13 protein-coding genes are annotated in these 13,927 nt (G+C 46.4%); 10 read left to right on the plus strand and 3 right to left on the minus strand.

Translation table 11 applies throughout. The annotated features are described in order from the left end of the window. Positions 1–38: 38 nt before the first annotated feature. Together gmd and rlmH are read right to left on the minus strand one after the other, a co-directional pair. The gene (gene gmd, locus M3090_RS07900; RefSeq protein WP_249055080.1) at positions 39–1,094 is read right to left on the minus strand and encodes a GDP-mannose 4,6-dehydratase; all 1,056 of its coding nucleotides are present in this window, start codon (positions 1,092–1,094) and stop codon (positions 39–41) included. Between the two features lie 147 nt (positions 1,095–1,241). Next, positions 1,242–1,715: a 23S rRNA (pseudouridine(1915)-N(3))-methyltransferase RlmH gene (rlmH, locus tag M3090_RS07905; protein ID WP_249055083.1), complete on the minus strand. Its 474-nt coding sequence runs from the start codon at positions 1,713–1,715 to the stop codon at positions 1,242–1,244. A 436-nt stretch (positions 1,716–2,151) separates the two neighbouring features. Between rlmH and M3090_RS07910 the strand changes: the two genes are divergently transcribed. The 8 genes from M3090_RS07910 (at position 2,152) to M3090_RS07945 (ending at position 8,467) form a co-directional block, all read left to right on the plus strand. Further along, entirely contained in the window at positions 2,152–2,541 is a 390-nt protein-coding gene (locus M3090_RS07910) for a DUF4783 domain-containing protein (RefSeq protein ID WP_249055084.1), read from the plus strand. Further along, positions 2,538–3,386, plus strand: a complete 849-nt coding sequence (nadC, locus tag M3090_RS07915) for a carboxylating nicotinate-nucleotide diphosphorylase (RefSeq protein ID WP_249055087.1) — start codon at positions 2,538–2,540, stop codon at positions 3,384–3,386. The genes M3090_RS07910 and nadC overlap by 4 nt, the downstream gene beginning before the upstream one ends. Before the next feature lie 62 nt (positions 3,387–3,448). Beyond that, a complete protein-coding gene (locus M3090_RS07920) occupies positions 3,449–4,063 on the plus strand; it encodes an RNA polymerase sigma factor (protein WP_249055089.1) in 615 nt (204 codons plus the stop codon). Then, on the plus strand, positions 4,047–5,051 hold the full coding sequence (locus M3090_RS07925; protein ID WP_249055091.1) for a porin family protein: 1,005 nt from the start codon (positions 4,047–4,049) through the stop codon (positions 5,049–5,051). The genes M3090_RS07920 and M3090_RS07925 overlap by 17 nt, the downstream gene beginning before the upstream one ends. Positions 5,052–5,067: 16 nt before the next feature. Next, the gene (locus M3090_RS07930) at positions 5,068–5,625 is read left to right on the plus strand and encodes a DUF4943 family protein (RefSeq protein ID WP_249055092.1); all 558 of its coding nucleotides are present in this window, start codon (positions 5,068–5,070) and stop codon (positions 5,623–5,625) included. Beyond that, positions 5,600–6,166, plus strand: a complete 567-nt coding sequence (locus M3090_RS07935) for a DUF4858 domain-containing protein (RefSeq protein ID WP_317239158.1) — start codon at positions 5,600–5,602, stop codon at positions 6,164–6,166. The genes M3090_RS07930 and M3090_RS07935 overlap by 26 nt, the downstream gene beginning before the upstream one ends. A gap of 66 nt (positions 6,167–6,232) precedes the next feature. After that, on the plus strand, positions 6,233–7,171 hold the full coding sequence (locus M3090_RS07940) for an NAD(P)H-dependent flavin oxidoreductase (RefSeq protein ID WP_249055093.1): 939 nt from the start codon (positions 6,233–6,235) through the stop codon (positions 7,169–7,171). 153 nt (positions 7,172–7,324) lie between these two features. Then, positions 7,325–8,467 carry an acyltransferase family protein gene (locus tag M3090_RS07945; RefSeq protein ID WP_249055094.1) on the plus strand — a complete coding sequence of 381 codons (1,143 nt, stop codon included), beginning with the start codon at positions 7,325–7,327 and terminating at the stop codon, positions 8,465–8,467. A gap of 2 nt (positions 8,468–8,469) precedes the next feature. Here the strand turns inward: M3090_RS07945 and M3090_RS07950 are convergent, their stop codons facing one another. Next, positions 8,470–8,961 (minus strand): hypothetical protein, encoded by a 492-nt coding sequence (locus tag M3090_RS07950; RefSeq protein WP_249055095.1) that lies wholly within the window; start codon positions 8,959–8,961, stop codon positions 8,470–8,472. Between the two features lie 492 nt (positions 8,962–9,453). On the opposite strand from M3090_RS07950, the gene M3090_RS07955 reads away from it, so the two are divergent. After that, on the plus strand, positions 9,454–11,115 hold the full coding sequence (locus tag M3090_RS07955; RefSeq protein WP_249055096.1) for a glycogen/starch synthase: 1,662 nt from the start codon (positions 9,454–9,456) through the stop codon (positions 11,113–11,115). A gap of 33 nt (positions 11,116–11,148) precedes the next feature. Continuing rightward, entirely contained in the window at positions 11,149–13,713 is a 2,565-nt protein-coding gene (locus tag M3090_RS07960) for a glycosyltransferase family 1 protein (protein ID WP_249055097.1), read from the plus strand. Positions 13,714–13,927: the final 214 nt, after the last annotated feature.

The raw sequence follows: 13,927 nt of genomic DNA on the forward strand, positions 1-13,927 counted from the left end.
GCAAATATAGGACATTCCTTTCAGAATAGCAACTGGTCTTATTGCTTTTCCACAAACTTCAGGTCGTGCGCCACCATGATGCGCACCAGTTCTTCGAAGCTAGTTTGCCGCGGATTCCATCCCAGCAGAGTCTTGGCTTTGGTGGGATCGCCCAATAGTTGCTCTACTTCGGCAGGACGGAAATATTTGGAATCTACTTCGACAAGCGTTTGTCCGGTGCGGGTATCGATGCCTTTCTCGTCCACGCCTTTGCCTTCCCAGCGCAGTTCGATGCCGGCTTCGCGGAAGGCCAGGGTGCAGAATTCGCGTACTGTGTGCATTTCGCCCGTAGCTATGACAAAGTCTTCGGGAGTAGGGTGTTGCAGGATGAGCCACATGCACTCCACGTAGTCTTTGGCATAGCCCCAATCTCTTTGGGCATTCAGGTTGCCCAGGTATAATTTGTTTTGCAGGCCTTTGGCGATGCGGGCGGCAGCCAGCGTAATCTTTCGGGTGACAAAAGTTTCGCCCCGGCGTTCACTTTCGTGGTTGAAGAGGATGCCGTTCACGGCAAACATGCCGTAGCTTTCGCGGTAGTTTTTCGTAATCCAGAAGCCGTATTGTTTGGCCACGCCGTAGGGGCTGCGCGGATAGAAAGGGGTTGTTTCCCGCTGAGGCACTTCCTGCACTTTGCCGAAGAGCTCGGATGTGGAAGCCTGGTAGATTTTTGTCTTCTTCTCCATGCCCAGGATGCGGACGGCCTCGAGCATGCGCAGGGTGCCCACGGCGTCGGTTTCGGCTGTATATTCGGGCACCTCGAAGCTGACTTTCACGTGGCTTTGGGCTGCCAGGTTATAGATTTCGTCGGGCTGCACCTCTTGAATGATGCGGATGAGGCTACTGCTGTCCGTCATGTCGCCATAGTGCAGGTTGACCAGGCGTTTCTGCTTCATGTCGCGCACCCATTCGTCGAAATACAAGTGTTCGATACGTCCGGTGTTGAACGAGGAAGAGCGGCGCAGGATGCCGTGCACTTCATATCCTTTCTGGAGAAGGAACTCGGCCAGGAAAGAGCCGTCCTGACCCGTGATGCCTGAGATAAGGGCTGTTTTCATTGTATTGTTATCTTTTTCTGTTAGAACATTGAGAGACAAAAATACGATTTTATTCTTTAACTAAGTCTTATGGACAAGTTTTATTTCTTTAGAGCTGCCTTTGGAGGAGGTACAGCATAGGTTTTTTCTTCAACTTTGCCAACGGGGCTATTCGTGGTGGTAAGGCCCTCCGTGCAAGATGTTCATAGCCCGGTAGAGCTGTTCTACGAAAATGAGGCGTACCATTTGGTGGGAAAAGGTCATGCGCGAGAGCGACAGCTTTTCTTGGGCAGCTTCGTAGATTCGCTGGGAGAAGCCATAAGGTCCTCCGATGATGAAGACCAGACGCTTGCCGACTGTATTCATTTTGCGTTTCATGTAATCGGCAAATTCTATGGAGCGCATTTCTTTTCCACCTTCGTCCAGCAGCACGACGAAGTCTCCTGGTTGAAGTGCTTTCAGTATCAGTTCTCCTTCTTTTTCCTTCTGTACGTCGGTGCTGAGGTTCCGAGTATTCTTCAGTTCGGGGATGACTTCCATGTCGAATGTAAGATATCGTTTGGTGCGCTGCACGTAGTCGTTGATGGCTGTAATGAAGTGGGGCTCTACGGTGCGCCCCACGACGAGTAAGATGGTCTTCATTGGCGTATAAGTACATTGGGTGGAAGATGTGTGCAAAGATACGACAAATGGAAGAGAAAAGAAAGCGGGGCTTTTGTGTTTTTAGGCCTTTCATGTTGGACAAGAGGCTGCAAATAAATTGCCTGTCCTCTATCAAAGCTTTATCTCTAGGCTGGAGATGTATATCTCTAGCTTAAAGATACACATCTCTAGTCTAAAGATGTGCATCTCCAGCCTAGAGATAGACTTTTCCTGCCTTTACGGAAACTATTCCTGTGGGCAAGAAAAGTTTTCGGTTGTCGCCTGCAAGCTTTATTCAAAACTGACTTTTGACGGATTTCGTAGATATTGAGGGGGAATCTGTCGTCATTCTATCAGATTTACTACATTTCTGTTCCTTTTTGCTTGTTAAATATAATATAATATGTACCTTTGCCTATCATTAATGCTTATGCTTATGAAAAAACGAGTGGCATTATTGCTGGTAGGTCTCATCAGTGGGATGGCTGTGGCATTGGCGCAAAACGTGCCTGTGGGAGTCGTGGTGGCTCTGAAGAAAGGCAATCCGCAGGGCTTGGACAGATACCTGGGGGAAAAAGTGAACGTAATTATCCAGAAACAGAATTCGGACTTGGATAAGGCTGCTGCATACTCTACGTTGGAGACTTTTTTCAACTCAAACCCGGTGAGAGGGTTCGAAGTAAGGCATGAAGGCCAACGTGAAGGCTCCAGTTTCGTCGTAGGCATGTTGAAGACAGACAACGGAGATTTCCGGGTCAATTGTTTTTTTAAGCGGATACAGAACAAATATTTTATACATCAAATCAGAATAGAGAAAAACCCATGACCAAAGAACAAGAATTAATAGATAGACTCATAGACTTGGCTTTTGCCGAAGATATAGGTGATGGCGACCATACCACACTGTCATGCATCCCACCTACGGCACAGGGGCGTTCGAAGTTGCTCATCAAAGAACCGGGCATTTTGGCGGGCATAGAAATCGCCAAAGAAGTATTCCGTCGGTTTGATCCCGAACTGAAAGTCGAGGTTTTCATAAACGATGGAGCCGAAGTGAAACCCGGCGATGTGCCAATGATTGTTTCCGGTAAAGTGCAATCACTCTTGCAGACCGAGCGTCTGATGCTTAATATTCTGCAACGGATGAGCGGCATAGCTACCATGACTCATCGGTATGCACAGCAATTGCAAGGCACTCATACGCGCGTGCTCGATACTCGTAAGACTACTCCCGGTATGAGGATACTCGAAAAAATGGCAGTCAAAATAGGGGGCGGAGTGAACCATCGTATCGGACTCTTCGATATGATTCTTTTGAAAGATAATCACGTGGACTTTGCGGGAGGCATTGACAAGGCTATTCTCCGGGCCAAAAAGTATTGCCGGGAAAAAGGGAAGGACCTGAAGATAGAAATCGAAGTCAGAAACCTGGATGAACTTCAGCAGGTACTTGATCTGGGTGGCGTAGACAGAATCATGTTTGATAACTTCACACCCGAACTGACCCGCAAGGCTGTGCAGATGGTGGCAGGACGTTATGAAACAGAATCTTCTGGAGGAATCACCTTCGACACATTGCGTGAATACGCCGAATGTGGTGTAGACTACATTTCTGTCGGAGCGTTGACCCATTCGGTCAAAGGCCTGGACATGAGCTTTAAGGCTTGTTGAAGAAGTTTTTTGTAGGGGATTAACATATTTTCGTATTCTGGTCAGCAGCATTTCCCCTTGCCATGCGTCCAATAGATAAACAACGCGATGGAGCGTTGAAGAAAAGTAATTTGTTGACATTGGACAGTGGATTTGAAGAGTTGGTTGAAGGATGTCGGGCAGGCGATCAAACTGCCCGAAAGACGCTTTACACCCTCTATGCACAGTCGATGCTGGCCTTGTGCTACCGTTATACTGGAGATTTAGACGAGGCTCACGATGTGTTGCACGATGGTTTCATTAAGCTCTTCACGCATTTCACTTATCGGGGAGAATGTTCGCTTGCTACGTGGGTACGCCAAGTCATGATTTCACAGGCCATTGATTATTTAAGACACAAAAAGAAATTCGGCAATCTGATAGTCAATGAAGAACAGCTTCCCGATATTCCAGATGAAGCAGAAGTGGCTCAAACTGGTTCTCAGTTGTCCGAAGAACAACTGATGGCATTTGTTGCCCAGTTGCCGGAAGGGTGTCGCACAGTCTTTAACCTCTACGTTTTTGAGGAAAAGTCTCATAAAGAGATAGCGGCTCTGCTTCATATCAAAGAACACACTTCCACTTCGCAACTCCATCGCGCCAAAACTTTGTTGGCAAAACGAATCAAAGAATATTGGGCTCATGAGAGAAAAAAGTGAAATAAACGATCTTTTCCGTACCCGTCTGCAGGACATGAAGATGGAGGTGAGGAGTGAGTTTTGGGAAATGTTGGAGCAAGACTTGAAAAACAAGCCTTCGCCTATGACGGCCTTCCGCACCCGGTGCTTACGTTGGGTAGCAGCAGCGTCGGTTTTATTATTGTTGGGAGGGATCTCCTTTTGGGCACTTCTTTCGCCAGTTCCCGAGGATACCGGAAAAGTGTTGGCCCATAAAGCGCCCCAACTGGCCGATCCCGTGGCAGAGCTTCCACCCATATCTGTTCCTTCAGACAAGGTGAAGCAGCCTGTAAATATTCCTTCTTTACAACAACAAGAAGAAGATGAGCCAGTGTCTGTGCATGTTTCCATATCCATTACTCAAACACAGCAGTATGGGAAGCGCCGTCGTACAAATGCCAACCACAATTATTTGACGGACGAAAGGACATCTTCTTCAAGAACCGTTACGGCAAATTCCGGACGGGCAAAGCAAAAAAGCATGAAAGAAGCAGTCTCTTCTCTCCAATCATCTCGTTGGGCATTGAAAACACTGATTGGCACCTCTCTTCCAAGTTCCGACTATGCTGCACCTGTTACAGCCGGTGTTCTTGTGGAGCGTTCGTTAGGTAAACGCTTTTCTTTAGAAGCCGGTTTGCAATATAGCCGTCTAGAAACCGCAGAAAACGAACCTTTACATTCTTTAAGTGTGCCTCTTCGGGTGAATATGTCGTTAGCTTCAAATCGTCACCTTGATTTCTACGCGCAAACAGGCGTTTCGATGGAGAAGATTATTTCTGGAGATTCATCTCCTCTGCAGGTAGCTGTTCAGGCCGGAGTGGGGTTACGCTATAAAATGACAGACCGTTTGGCCTTCTTTGCAGAACCTTCTGTTTCTCATCATTTTAATGAAGATTCTTCTCCACGGACCTTACGTACAGAACGCCCGCTCAATTTGAATTTACTCTGTGGTCTTCGTATGACCTATTAACGAATATAACCGAATTATGAAAAAGATAATCGCATTGTTCTTCTATAAGAAAAACTGGAGTGCCTATTTGGCTTTTAGTCTTTTGTTATGCTGTTTTGTCTCTTGCTCTGAAGAAGCATTGGATTATAATCATCCGGATGTAGACCTGTTCGTGCACCAATTGAAAGAGGGAAATCTGCCTGTACCTACTGTTGATGGAGCTTCTCAAATGCCAAAGTTTACGACAAAAGATATCGCTGCATTGCTGGATTATGCAGATGATTTGAGTGTTATTCCATCTTTTTCGTTAGCACCCATTTCTTATTCTGCTGGCGGTAAGCTTCGTTTGGGTGAGTGTTTGCTTTGGACAGTGGAGACAATTCGCTTAGGACATAACGCTTCCATGGGATGCAAGATGGTACACATAGGGGCTGAGAATTATGAAGGAATTTATTTCTTGTCCGATGAAGAAGTGCTGGATGCAGTGGCTCGCTATCGTCATTGGTGGGAAAATAGGCAGTATCCGCGAACAGTATGGACCGTAGATCCGTGTTGGAATGAGCCACTTTGTGGCAGTGATTATATGTGGTGGTAGTTTCTGCCCGGTTGTTTTTATGAGACGAGTGCAACTTCTATGCTGTTTGCTGGTACTTGCATGGTCTTCGCTAGCAGCTCAAGATTGGACTTCGGAGGACTCTCTGCGTATTCGCCAATTATTGGATAGGGAAGGGGAGATTCAACTAAATCAGAAAGCTTTGAAGGAGCTGAAGCAAATTTTTCCATTGGGCCAGGGGAAGATGTCGGAAGAAAAGCCTTGGCTGGATTTTGATTCTACCTTACCCACCATTCATCAGAAAAAGAGAGGCCGGCTGACGTTATACCCTTACACGCCCACCACTCCTTACAATTGGGATCCGGTGTTGCAATGTAAAATAGATATAGATGCGCCTGATTGGAAAAAGAATCTTAAGACTTGGCTCTATGCGCAGCCCGTAGGAGCAGCTTCGCCGTCCGGACTTAGCTTTATGGCTATTTTTACCCGAGAATTTTGGAATAGGAAAATAGGGCGACGCCGGGCTCGTACGCTTGAGGTCTTAAGGGCATATGGAGATTCTGTGACCGTGCATTTGAAATGAAACTTAAACAATGGAATGAGATTGTTTGTTAATATAAAGATTGAATCAATTAATTACGGATAAGATATGAATAGAATTACTTCTTTGTTTGGCATTACTTACCCCATTGTCCAAGGGGGGATGGTTTGGTGCAGTGGTTGGCGTTTGGCTTCTGCCGTGAGCAACGCCGGCGGATTAGGGCTTTTAGGAGCAGGCTCGATGCATCCTGACACTTTGCGTGAACATATACGGAAATGCCGGGCGGCTACTTCCAAACCTTTTGGCGTGAACTTGCCTTTGATGTATCCGCAAATAGATGAGGCTATGCAACTGGTGGCAGATGAAGGTGTGAAGATTGTCTTTACGTCTGCCGGTAGTCCGAAGAAATGGACGGGCTGGTTGCATGAACGTGGCATTACGGTAGTTCATGTAGTTTCTTCTTCTCGCTTTGCGCAGAAAGCAGAAGAAGCTGGTGTAGATGCTGTCGTGGCGGAGGGATTCGAGGCTGGCGGTCATAATGGGCGTGAAGAAACAACTACGTTATGCCTTATCCCCGCCGTTCGTCGAGCTACTGCTTTGCCATTGATTGCTGCCGGTGGAATTGCAACGGGCGAGGCCATGTTGGCTGTAAGGGCTTTAGGAGCGGAAGGCGTGCAAATCGGTACCCGTTTTGCATTGACTGAAGAAAGCTCTGCCAGCGATGTTTTTAAGAACTATTGTCTGCAATTGGAAGAAGGAGATACGCGTCTTTTGTTAAAGAAACTGGCACCTACCCGTTTGGTGAAGGGCAAGTTCCTGGATGCGGTTTCTGTGGCAGAGGCTTCTGGAGCTACGGAAGAGCAGCTCCGGGAATTGCTGGGAAAAGGGCGTGCCAAACGAGGCATTTTTGAAGGCGATTTGGAAGAAGGTGAGTTGGAGATCGGGCAAATCGCTTCGCTGCTGAAAGGGAAAGGTATTCAGCCGGTGGCCGAGGTGATGGATGAATTGGTGCAAGCTTATGAAAATGGATTGAAAGCTTTGTTATGATTCAAACCTTAACTGGGTATTGGTAAATTTTGTGAGGATATATCGAAGAAGTGATTCTGAAGATATATCCTTTTTTATTTCTTTTGTATCGTTTTTTCTTTTACCTTTGCGCCTTCATGACAAAAAAACTATTTGATATTAAAAAAGGAAGAAATGAAAGCACAAACCACTTACTTGGCTTCGAAGCCTCACTATGAGATTTTGGATGGACTTCGTGGCGTAGCTGCCTTAATGGTAATTCTTTTTCATCTGTTTGAAGCTCATGCGGGGGGCAATCATCTGACTCAAATCATCAATCATGGGTATTTGGCGGTCGACTTTTTCTTTATGCTTTCCGGTTTTGTGATAGGTTATGCGTATGATGACCGCTGGGACCGCATGACACTGGGCACTTTCTTCAAACGCCGTATTATCCGTTTGCATCCAATGGTCATAATGGGGAGCATTGTGGGTGCCGTGTTCTTTTATTTTCAAGAGTCTTCGGTGTGTTTTCCGCTTATAGGAGAAACGCCTGTCTGGATGCTTCTGTTGCTGATGTTGTGGGGATGCACATTGCTTCCTCTTCCGCTTCGTTGGGATGTGCGTGGCTGGACGGAGATGCATCCGTTGAACGGTCCCTGCTGGTCTCTTTATTATGAATATATTGCCAATATCTTGTATGCTTTGTTCATTCGCCGTTTCAGCAAGAAGGCGTTGGCTGTCCTTGTATTTCTGGCTGCCTGTCTGACTGTTTATCGCGGGCAGACGGCTCCGCTGGGTGACATGGTAGGAGGCTGGGCTTTGACCTGGGAACAGCAATACGTGGGTTTTGTTCGTTTGTTGTATCCTTTCTTTGGGGGATTGCTGCTGTCCCGCTTGGGTTGGTTGATTCGTGTGAAGAAGCGTGCTTTTTGGTATTGCAGTCTGATTATTGTCTGCATGTTGTCTGTTCCCCGTTTGGGCGGTGAGGAACATTATTGGATGAACGGCCTTTATGAATCGTTCTGTATTCTGTTCCTTTTTCCGCTTATCGTGTCGATGGGAGCAGGTGGCAAGGTGACGGGAAGTCGCTCCACGGCCATTTGTAAATTCCTGGGCGACATCTCTTATCCTATCTATATTACCCACTATCCGCTGGTGTATGTCTACACGGCTTGGGTATGCAACACCGGTGCCAGTATCACCGACGGCATACCCTACATGGTCCTGGTGTTTGTTGGTGCCGTCACCCTGGCTTATGTTTCGTTGAGGCTTTATGATGAGCCGGTTCGCCGTTGGCTGACGGATCGTTTTTTGAAACGGGTGAAGAAGTCTTGAGTTTATTTCCCGCTTACTTTAAAGCGCATTCTCCAGACTTTACGCTCTTCGTCCCAATCGTGGCTGATGATGCGGAACGTTCCGATTTCAGCCGTGTTCTCGACGTGCGCACCGATGCACAGGCATTCGTCGTAATCGCCCACGTGCACGATGCGCACTGTTTGTGAGGCTCCTTCCGGCAGTCGTTGCATATCAAAACGGTCTCGGGCTTCTTCTTGCGTGATAAATTCTGTGGTGACTGGCAAGTGTCGGCCGATAACTTCGTTCACCGCCTCTTCCAGCCGCCGCACTTCTTCTTCCGTCGGGCAACGTTCTAAGGCATAATCCAGTTTACTTTTCTTCCTTTCAATGTGTGCCGATACCGAGCGCCCGCATCCGAACAGCCGTATCATGGTTTGATTTACAATGTGTTCGCATGTGTGTGACGGCCGATGTTCTTCTTTATTATGTGCGTTCAGCACTACATTTCCGCTTTCCAGATTCTCAGTATTCATGTCTTCCTATTTTTAGAATGATGTAGGCAAAGGTACAAAAGCCTCTACTTTTCGTCGGCACGGTTTATGCATATTTCACAAAAAAAGCATTTTTCCAATAAACAGTTATCCGATAATTCTGCGGATTGACTCTGCCAATTTCAGAAAAAGAATCTTATATCCCGAAATATAATAGCTCAATGTTAGATAAAAACTCTATCTTTAGGCTGGGGATGCACATCTTTAGCCTAGAGATGTATATCTTTAGCCTGAAGATGTACATCTCCAACCTGGAGATGAAGTTTGTCTTTCACTTCGGGAGTTTTAAGTAGCTTTTTCTGCTACTTTCCGTCTGCCTGCTCCAACTTTTCCAGCCCCTTTCCCAAGGGCTTTGTGGCGGGGGTGGGGAAAATTTCTTTTATGCCCTGAATCAGTTTTTTGTATTAAAAGACTATTTTTCAAAGAATAATGCCTACCTTTGCGCCACATTTTTAAATGAGTTTTATAACATATATGATAGAAGGATTTCAGACTCCCGATTATGTTTTTGCAGCCAGTTGGGAGGTGTGTAACAAAGTTGGCGGTATATATACCGTGTTGTCTACACAAGCCAATACATTGCAAAGTAAGTTTCATGACCGCTTATTTTATATCGGTCCGGATATTTGGAAAGGAAAAGATAATCCTTTGTTTGAGGAGTCTGACAACTTGTGCGCCGCATGGCGTGAATATGCAACCGAGAAAGACGGCCTTCTTGTGCGAGTAGGACGTTGGAATGTCCCCGGGCGTCCTATTGTGATTTTGGTGGACTATCAGCCTTACTTCCCATACAAGAACGAAATCTATACAGACATGTGGAACCGTTTTCAGGTGGATTCATTGCATGCCTATGGTGATTATGATGATTCATCCATGTTTGCGTATGCCACAGGAAAGGTCGTGGAAAGCTTTTACCGTTTCAACTTGACGGAGACGGACAAGGTCGTCTTTCAGGCTCATGAATGGATGACAGGCATGGCTGCCCTTTACCTGCAAGCCACAGTGCCTGAGATAGCTACGGTATTCACTACACATGCCACTTCTATCGGGCGTTCCATCGCAGGCAACAACAAGCCTCTTTATGATTACCTCTTCGCATACAATGGCGACCAAATGGCTCAGGAACTGAATATGCAATCCAAACATTCCATAGAGAAGCAAACGGCACACTATGTGGATTGCTTTACTACGGTGAGCCAGATTACCAATAATGAATGTAAAGAACTGTTGGATAAGCCGGCTGATGCCATTCTGATGAATGGCTTCGAAGACGATTTCGTACCCAAAGGAGCCACGTATGCCGGGAAACGTAAGCGTGCACGTGTCTTGATGTTGCGGATTGCCAATTGTTTGCTGGGCGAAGAGCTAGATGACGACGTGCTGATAATCGGTACCAGTGGCCGTTATGAATTCAAGAATAAAGGAATTGACGTATTCCTGGAGGCATTGAACCGTTTGAATCGGGACAAAAACCTGCAAAAGAAAGTGCTGGCGCTTGTCAGCGTTCCTGGATGGGTAGGAGACCCTCGTGAGGATTTGCAACAGAGATTGAAAAGCAAAGAGAAGTTTACTACTCCTCTGCAATGTCCGCTTATTACGCACTGGCTACATGATATGACGCATGACCAAGTGCTTGACATGCTGAAATATTTGGACTTGAATAACCGACCGACCGACCGGGTGAAAGTTATTTTCGTGCCTTGCTATTTGGATGGTAAAGACGGCATTGTCAATAAAAACTATTACGATGTCGTACCAGGCCTTGACCTGAGTGTCTATCCTTCTTATTATGAGCCCTGGGGCTATACTCCTTTGGAAAGCGTGGCATTTCATGTGCCGACCGTCACCACCGATTTGGCCGGATTTGGCCTTTGGGTAAACAGCTTGCGTAATCAGCATGGCATAGAAGACGGTGTACAGGTGCTTCACCGCTCAGACTATAATTATTCGGAAGTAGCTGATGGCGTGAAAGACACTATTTCGTTATTTTCAACTAAAACTAAAGAAGAAGTAAAAGAAATCCGCCGTCGTGCAGGACAAGTGGCAGAACAGGCTCTCTGGAAATATTTTATCCAGAATTATTATGATGCCTATGATATCGCCCTGCGTCATGCCATGAAACGGCTGTTAGGTTAACAAAATCATATTAATCACTCAAGTTATCATACAATGAAGATTAAAGTTAGTAATGTAAACACTCCCAATTGGAAAGATGTGAATGTGAAATCTCACATTCCCGCTGAATTGGAGAAACTGTCAGAACTGGCTCGCAACATTTGGTGGGCATGGAATTACGAGGCTACCGAGTTGTTTAGAGACCTTGACCCTGCCCTGTGGAAAGAAGTGGGCCAAAACCCAGTTCTTCTATTGGAGCGTATGAGCTATGCCAAGCTTGAGGCATTGGCCAATGATAAAGTTATTTTGCGTCGCTTGGATGCTGTGTATTCTAAGTTCCGCAACTATATGGATGTAGAACCCGACAAAAAGCGTCCTTCCGTGGCATACTTCAGCATGGAGTATGGTTTGACTCATGTACTTAAGATATATTCAGGTGGTTTGGGCGTATTGGCCGGTGACTATCTTAAAGAGGCTTCCGACAGCAATGTAGATATGTGTGGCGTGGGCTTCTTGTATCGTTATGGCTATTTTACGCAGACCCTTTCGATGGATGGTCAGCAGATTGCCAATTACGAGGCTCAGAATTTCGGTCAGTTGCCTATCGACCGCGTGTTAGATGAGAATGGGCAGCAGGTCATTGTCGACGTTCCCTACTTGGATTATTACGTGCATGCTTATGTATGGCGTGTGAATGTGGGCCGTATCTCTCTTTATTTGTTGGATACGGATAATGAACTGAATAGCGAGTTCGACCGTCGCATTACTCACCAGCTTTATGGTGGCGATTGGGAGAACCGTTTGAAACAGGAAATCCTGTTGGGCATTGGCGGTATCTTGACATTGAAGAAATTGGGCATAAAGAAGGATATCTATCATTGCAACGAAGGCCATGCTGCATTGATTAACGTTCAGCGTATATGTGACTATGTGGCTGAAGGTTTGAGCTATGATCAAGCCATTGAATTGGTACGTGCCTCTTCTCTTTATACCGTCCATACACCTGTTCCTGCCGGTCATGACTATTTCGACGAAGGTTTGTTTGGCAAATACATGGGTGGTTATCCACAACGTATGGGCATCAGTTGGGACGATCTGATGGATTTGGGCCGTAACAATCCGGGCGACAAGGGCGAGCGCTTCTGCATGTCTATTTTCGCTTGTAATACATCCCAGGAAGTTAACGGCGTAAGCTGGTTGCATGGAAAGGTTTCTCAGGAGATGTTTGCTCCCATCTGGAAAGGTTACTTCCCTGAAGAAATGCATGTGGGTTATGTGACAAATGGCGTACACTTCCCCACTTGGAGTGCTACTGAATGGAAACAGCTTTATGCAGCTCATTTTGATGAGAACTTCTGGTTCGATCAGTCTAATCCTGAGTTCTGGAAGGCCATTTATGAAGTGTCTGACGAGGAAATTTGGAAGACACGTATGCAGATGAAGAACAAACTGATAGACTACGTGCGCAAGTCTTATCGTGAAACTTGGTTGAAGAATCAAGGCGATCCCTCACGCATTGTATCTTTGCTGGATAAGATTAATCCGAATGCGTTGTTGATAGGTTTTGGCCGCCGTTTTGCTACTTACAAGCGTGCCCATCTGTTGTTTACCGACTTAGACCGTCTGGCTAAGATTGTGAACAATCCTGACTATCCCGTACAGTTCCTCTATACCGGTAAGGCTCATCCGCATGATGGTGCCGGACAGGGCTTGATTAAGAAGATTATCGAAATCTCCCGTCGTCCTGAGTTCTTGGGTAAGATTATCTTCCTGGAGAATTACGACATGAAGTTGGCTCGCCGTCTTATTTCGGGTGTAGATATTTGGTTGAACACACCGACTCGTCCGTTGGAAGCTTCCGGTACGTCTGGCGAAAAGGCTTTGATGAATGGTGTTGTAAACTTCTCCGTTTTGGATGGCTGGTGGCTGGAGGGCTATCGTGAAGGTGCCGGCTGGGCATTGACCGAAAAGCGTACTTATCAGAACCAGGAATATCAAGACCAGTTGGACGCTGCTACTATTTATAGTATTCTTGAACAAGAAATCCTGCCGCTGTACTACGCCCGCAACAAGAAGGGCTATTCCGAGGGCTGGGTTCGTACCATCAAGAACTCTATCGCGCAGATTGCACCGCATTACACGATGAAGCGTCAGTTGGACGATTACTACAAGAAGTTCTATACGAAGGAGGCTGAACGTTTCAAGATGTTGGCTGCCAATGGTTATGCCAAGGCGAAGGAAATAGCAGCTTGGAAGGAGCAGGTAGTCGAAAAATGGGATAGCATCGAGGTCGTTTCAAGCGAAAAGACTGAAGAGCTGCTGAAAGGTTCCATCGAAAGCGGTAAGGAGTACACCATTACTTACGTCATCGACGAGAAGGGACTGGATGATGCCATCGGCCTGGAGTTGGTGACCACGCATACCGGTGAAGACGGCAAGCAGCATGTCTATTCCGTAGAGCCGTTCCATGTGATTAAGAAAGAAGGCACTCTCTACACATTCCAGGTAAAACATAAGCTGGAAAATGCAGGCAGCTTCAAGGTGGCTTACCGGATGTTCCCGAAGAACAAAGATTTGCCCCATCGCCAAGATTTCTGCTACGTGCGCTGGTTCTATTAAATGAGCCTTGCCCACACAGGGCGGAGACATACTGAAAAGAGGTTTCGTGCATCGCCACGAAACCTCTTCTTTTTTGTCTCCATCGGGAGGATATTAGCATTTGTTTGTAATTAGGTCATCCTGTTAACATCTGTTCACTCTTGCACTAACAGTTAGTGTAGGGTGGACGATGGTTTAGTCTAGGGCAGACTAGGTTTTAGTCCGGGGCCAGACG

It is taken from the genome of Bacteroides sp. ET71 (assembly GCF_023336905.1).
Taxonomy (GTDB): Bacteria; Bacteroidota; Bacteroidia; order Bacteroidales; family Bacteroidaceae; genus Bacteroides.

Bases quoted from the DNA above. Each gene is read 5' to 3' on its own strand.
- gmd (WP_249055080.1), bottom strand. From the start codon at position 1,094: ATGAAAACAGCCCTTATCTCAGGCATCACGGGTCAGGACGGCTCTTTC.
- rlmH (WP_249055083.1), bottom strand. From the start codon at position 1,715: ATGAAGACCATCTTACTCGTCGTGGGGCGCACCGTAGAGCCCCACTTC.
- M3090_RS07910 (WP_249055084.1), top strand. From the start codon at position 2,152: ATGAAAAAACGAGTGGCATTATTGCTGGTAGGTCTCATCAGTGGGATG.
- nadC (WP_249055087.1), top strand. From the start codon at position 2,538: ATGACCAAAGAACAAGAATTAATAGATAGACTCATAGACTTGGCTTTT.
- M3090_RS07920 (WP_249055089.1), top strand. From the start codon at position 3,449: ATGCGTCCAATAGATAAACAACGCGATGGAGCGTTGAAGAAAAGTAAT.
- M3090_RS07925 (WP_249055091.1), top strand. From the start codon at position 4,047: ATGAGAGAAAAAAGTGAAATAAACGATCTTTTCCGTACCCGTCTGCAG.
- M3090_RS07930 (WP_249055092.1), top strand. From the start codon at position 5,068: ATGAAAAAGATAATCGCATTGTTCTTCTATAAGAAAAACTGGAGTGCC.
- M3090_RS07940 (WP_249055093.1), top strand. From the start codon at position 6,233: ATGAATAGAATTACTTCTTTGTTTGGCATTACTTACCCCATTGTCCAA.
- M3090_RS07945 (WP_249055094.1), top strand. From the start codon at position 7,325: ATGAAAGCACAAACCACTTACTTGGCTTCGAAGCCTCACTATGAGATT.
- M3090_RS07950 (WP_249055095.1), bottom strand. From the start codon at position 8,961: ATGAATACTGAGAATCTGGAAAGCGGAAATGTAGTGCTGAACGCACAT.
- M3090_RS07955 (WP_249055096.1), top strand. From the start codon at position 9,454: ATGATAGAAGGATTTCAGACTCCCGATTATGTTTTTGCAGCCAGTTGG.
- M3090_RS07960 (WP_249055097.1), top strand. From the start codon at position 11,149: ATGAAGATTAAAGTTAGTAATGTAAACACTCCCAATTGGAAAGATGTG.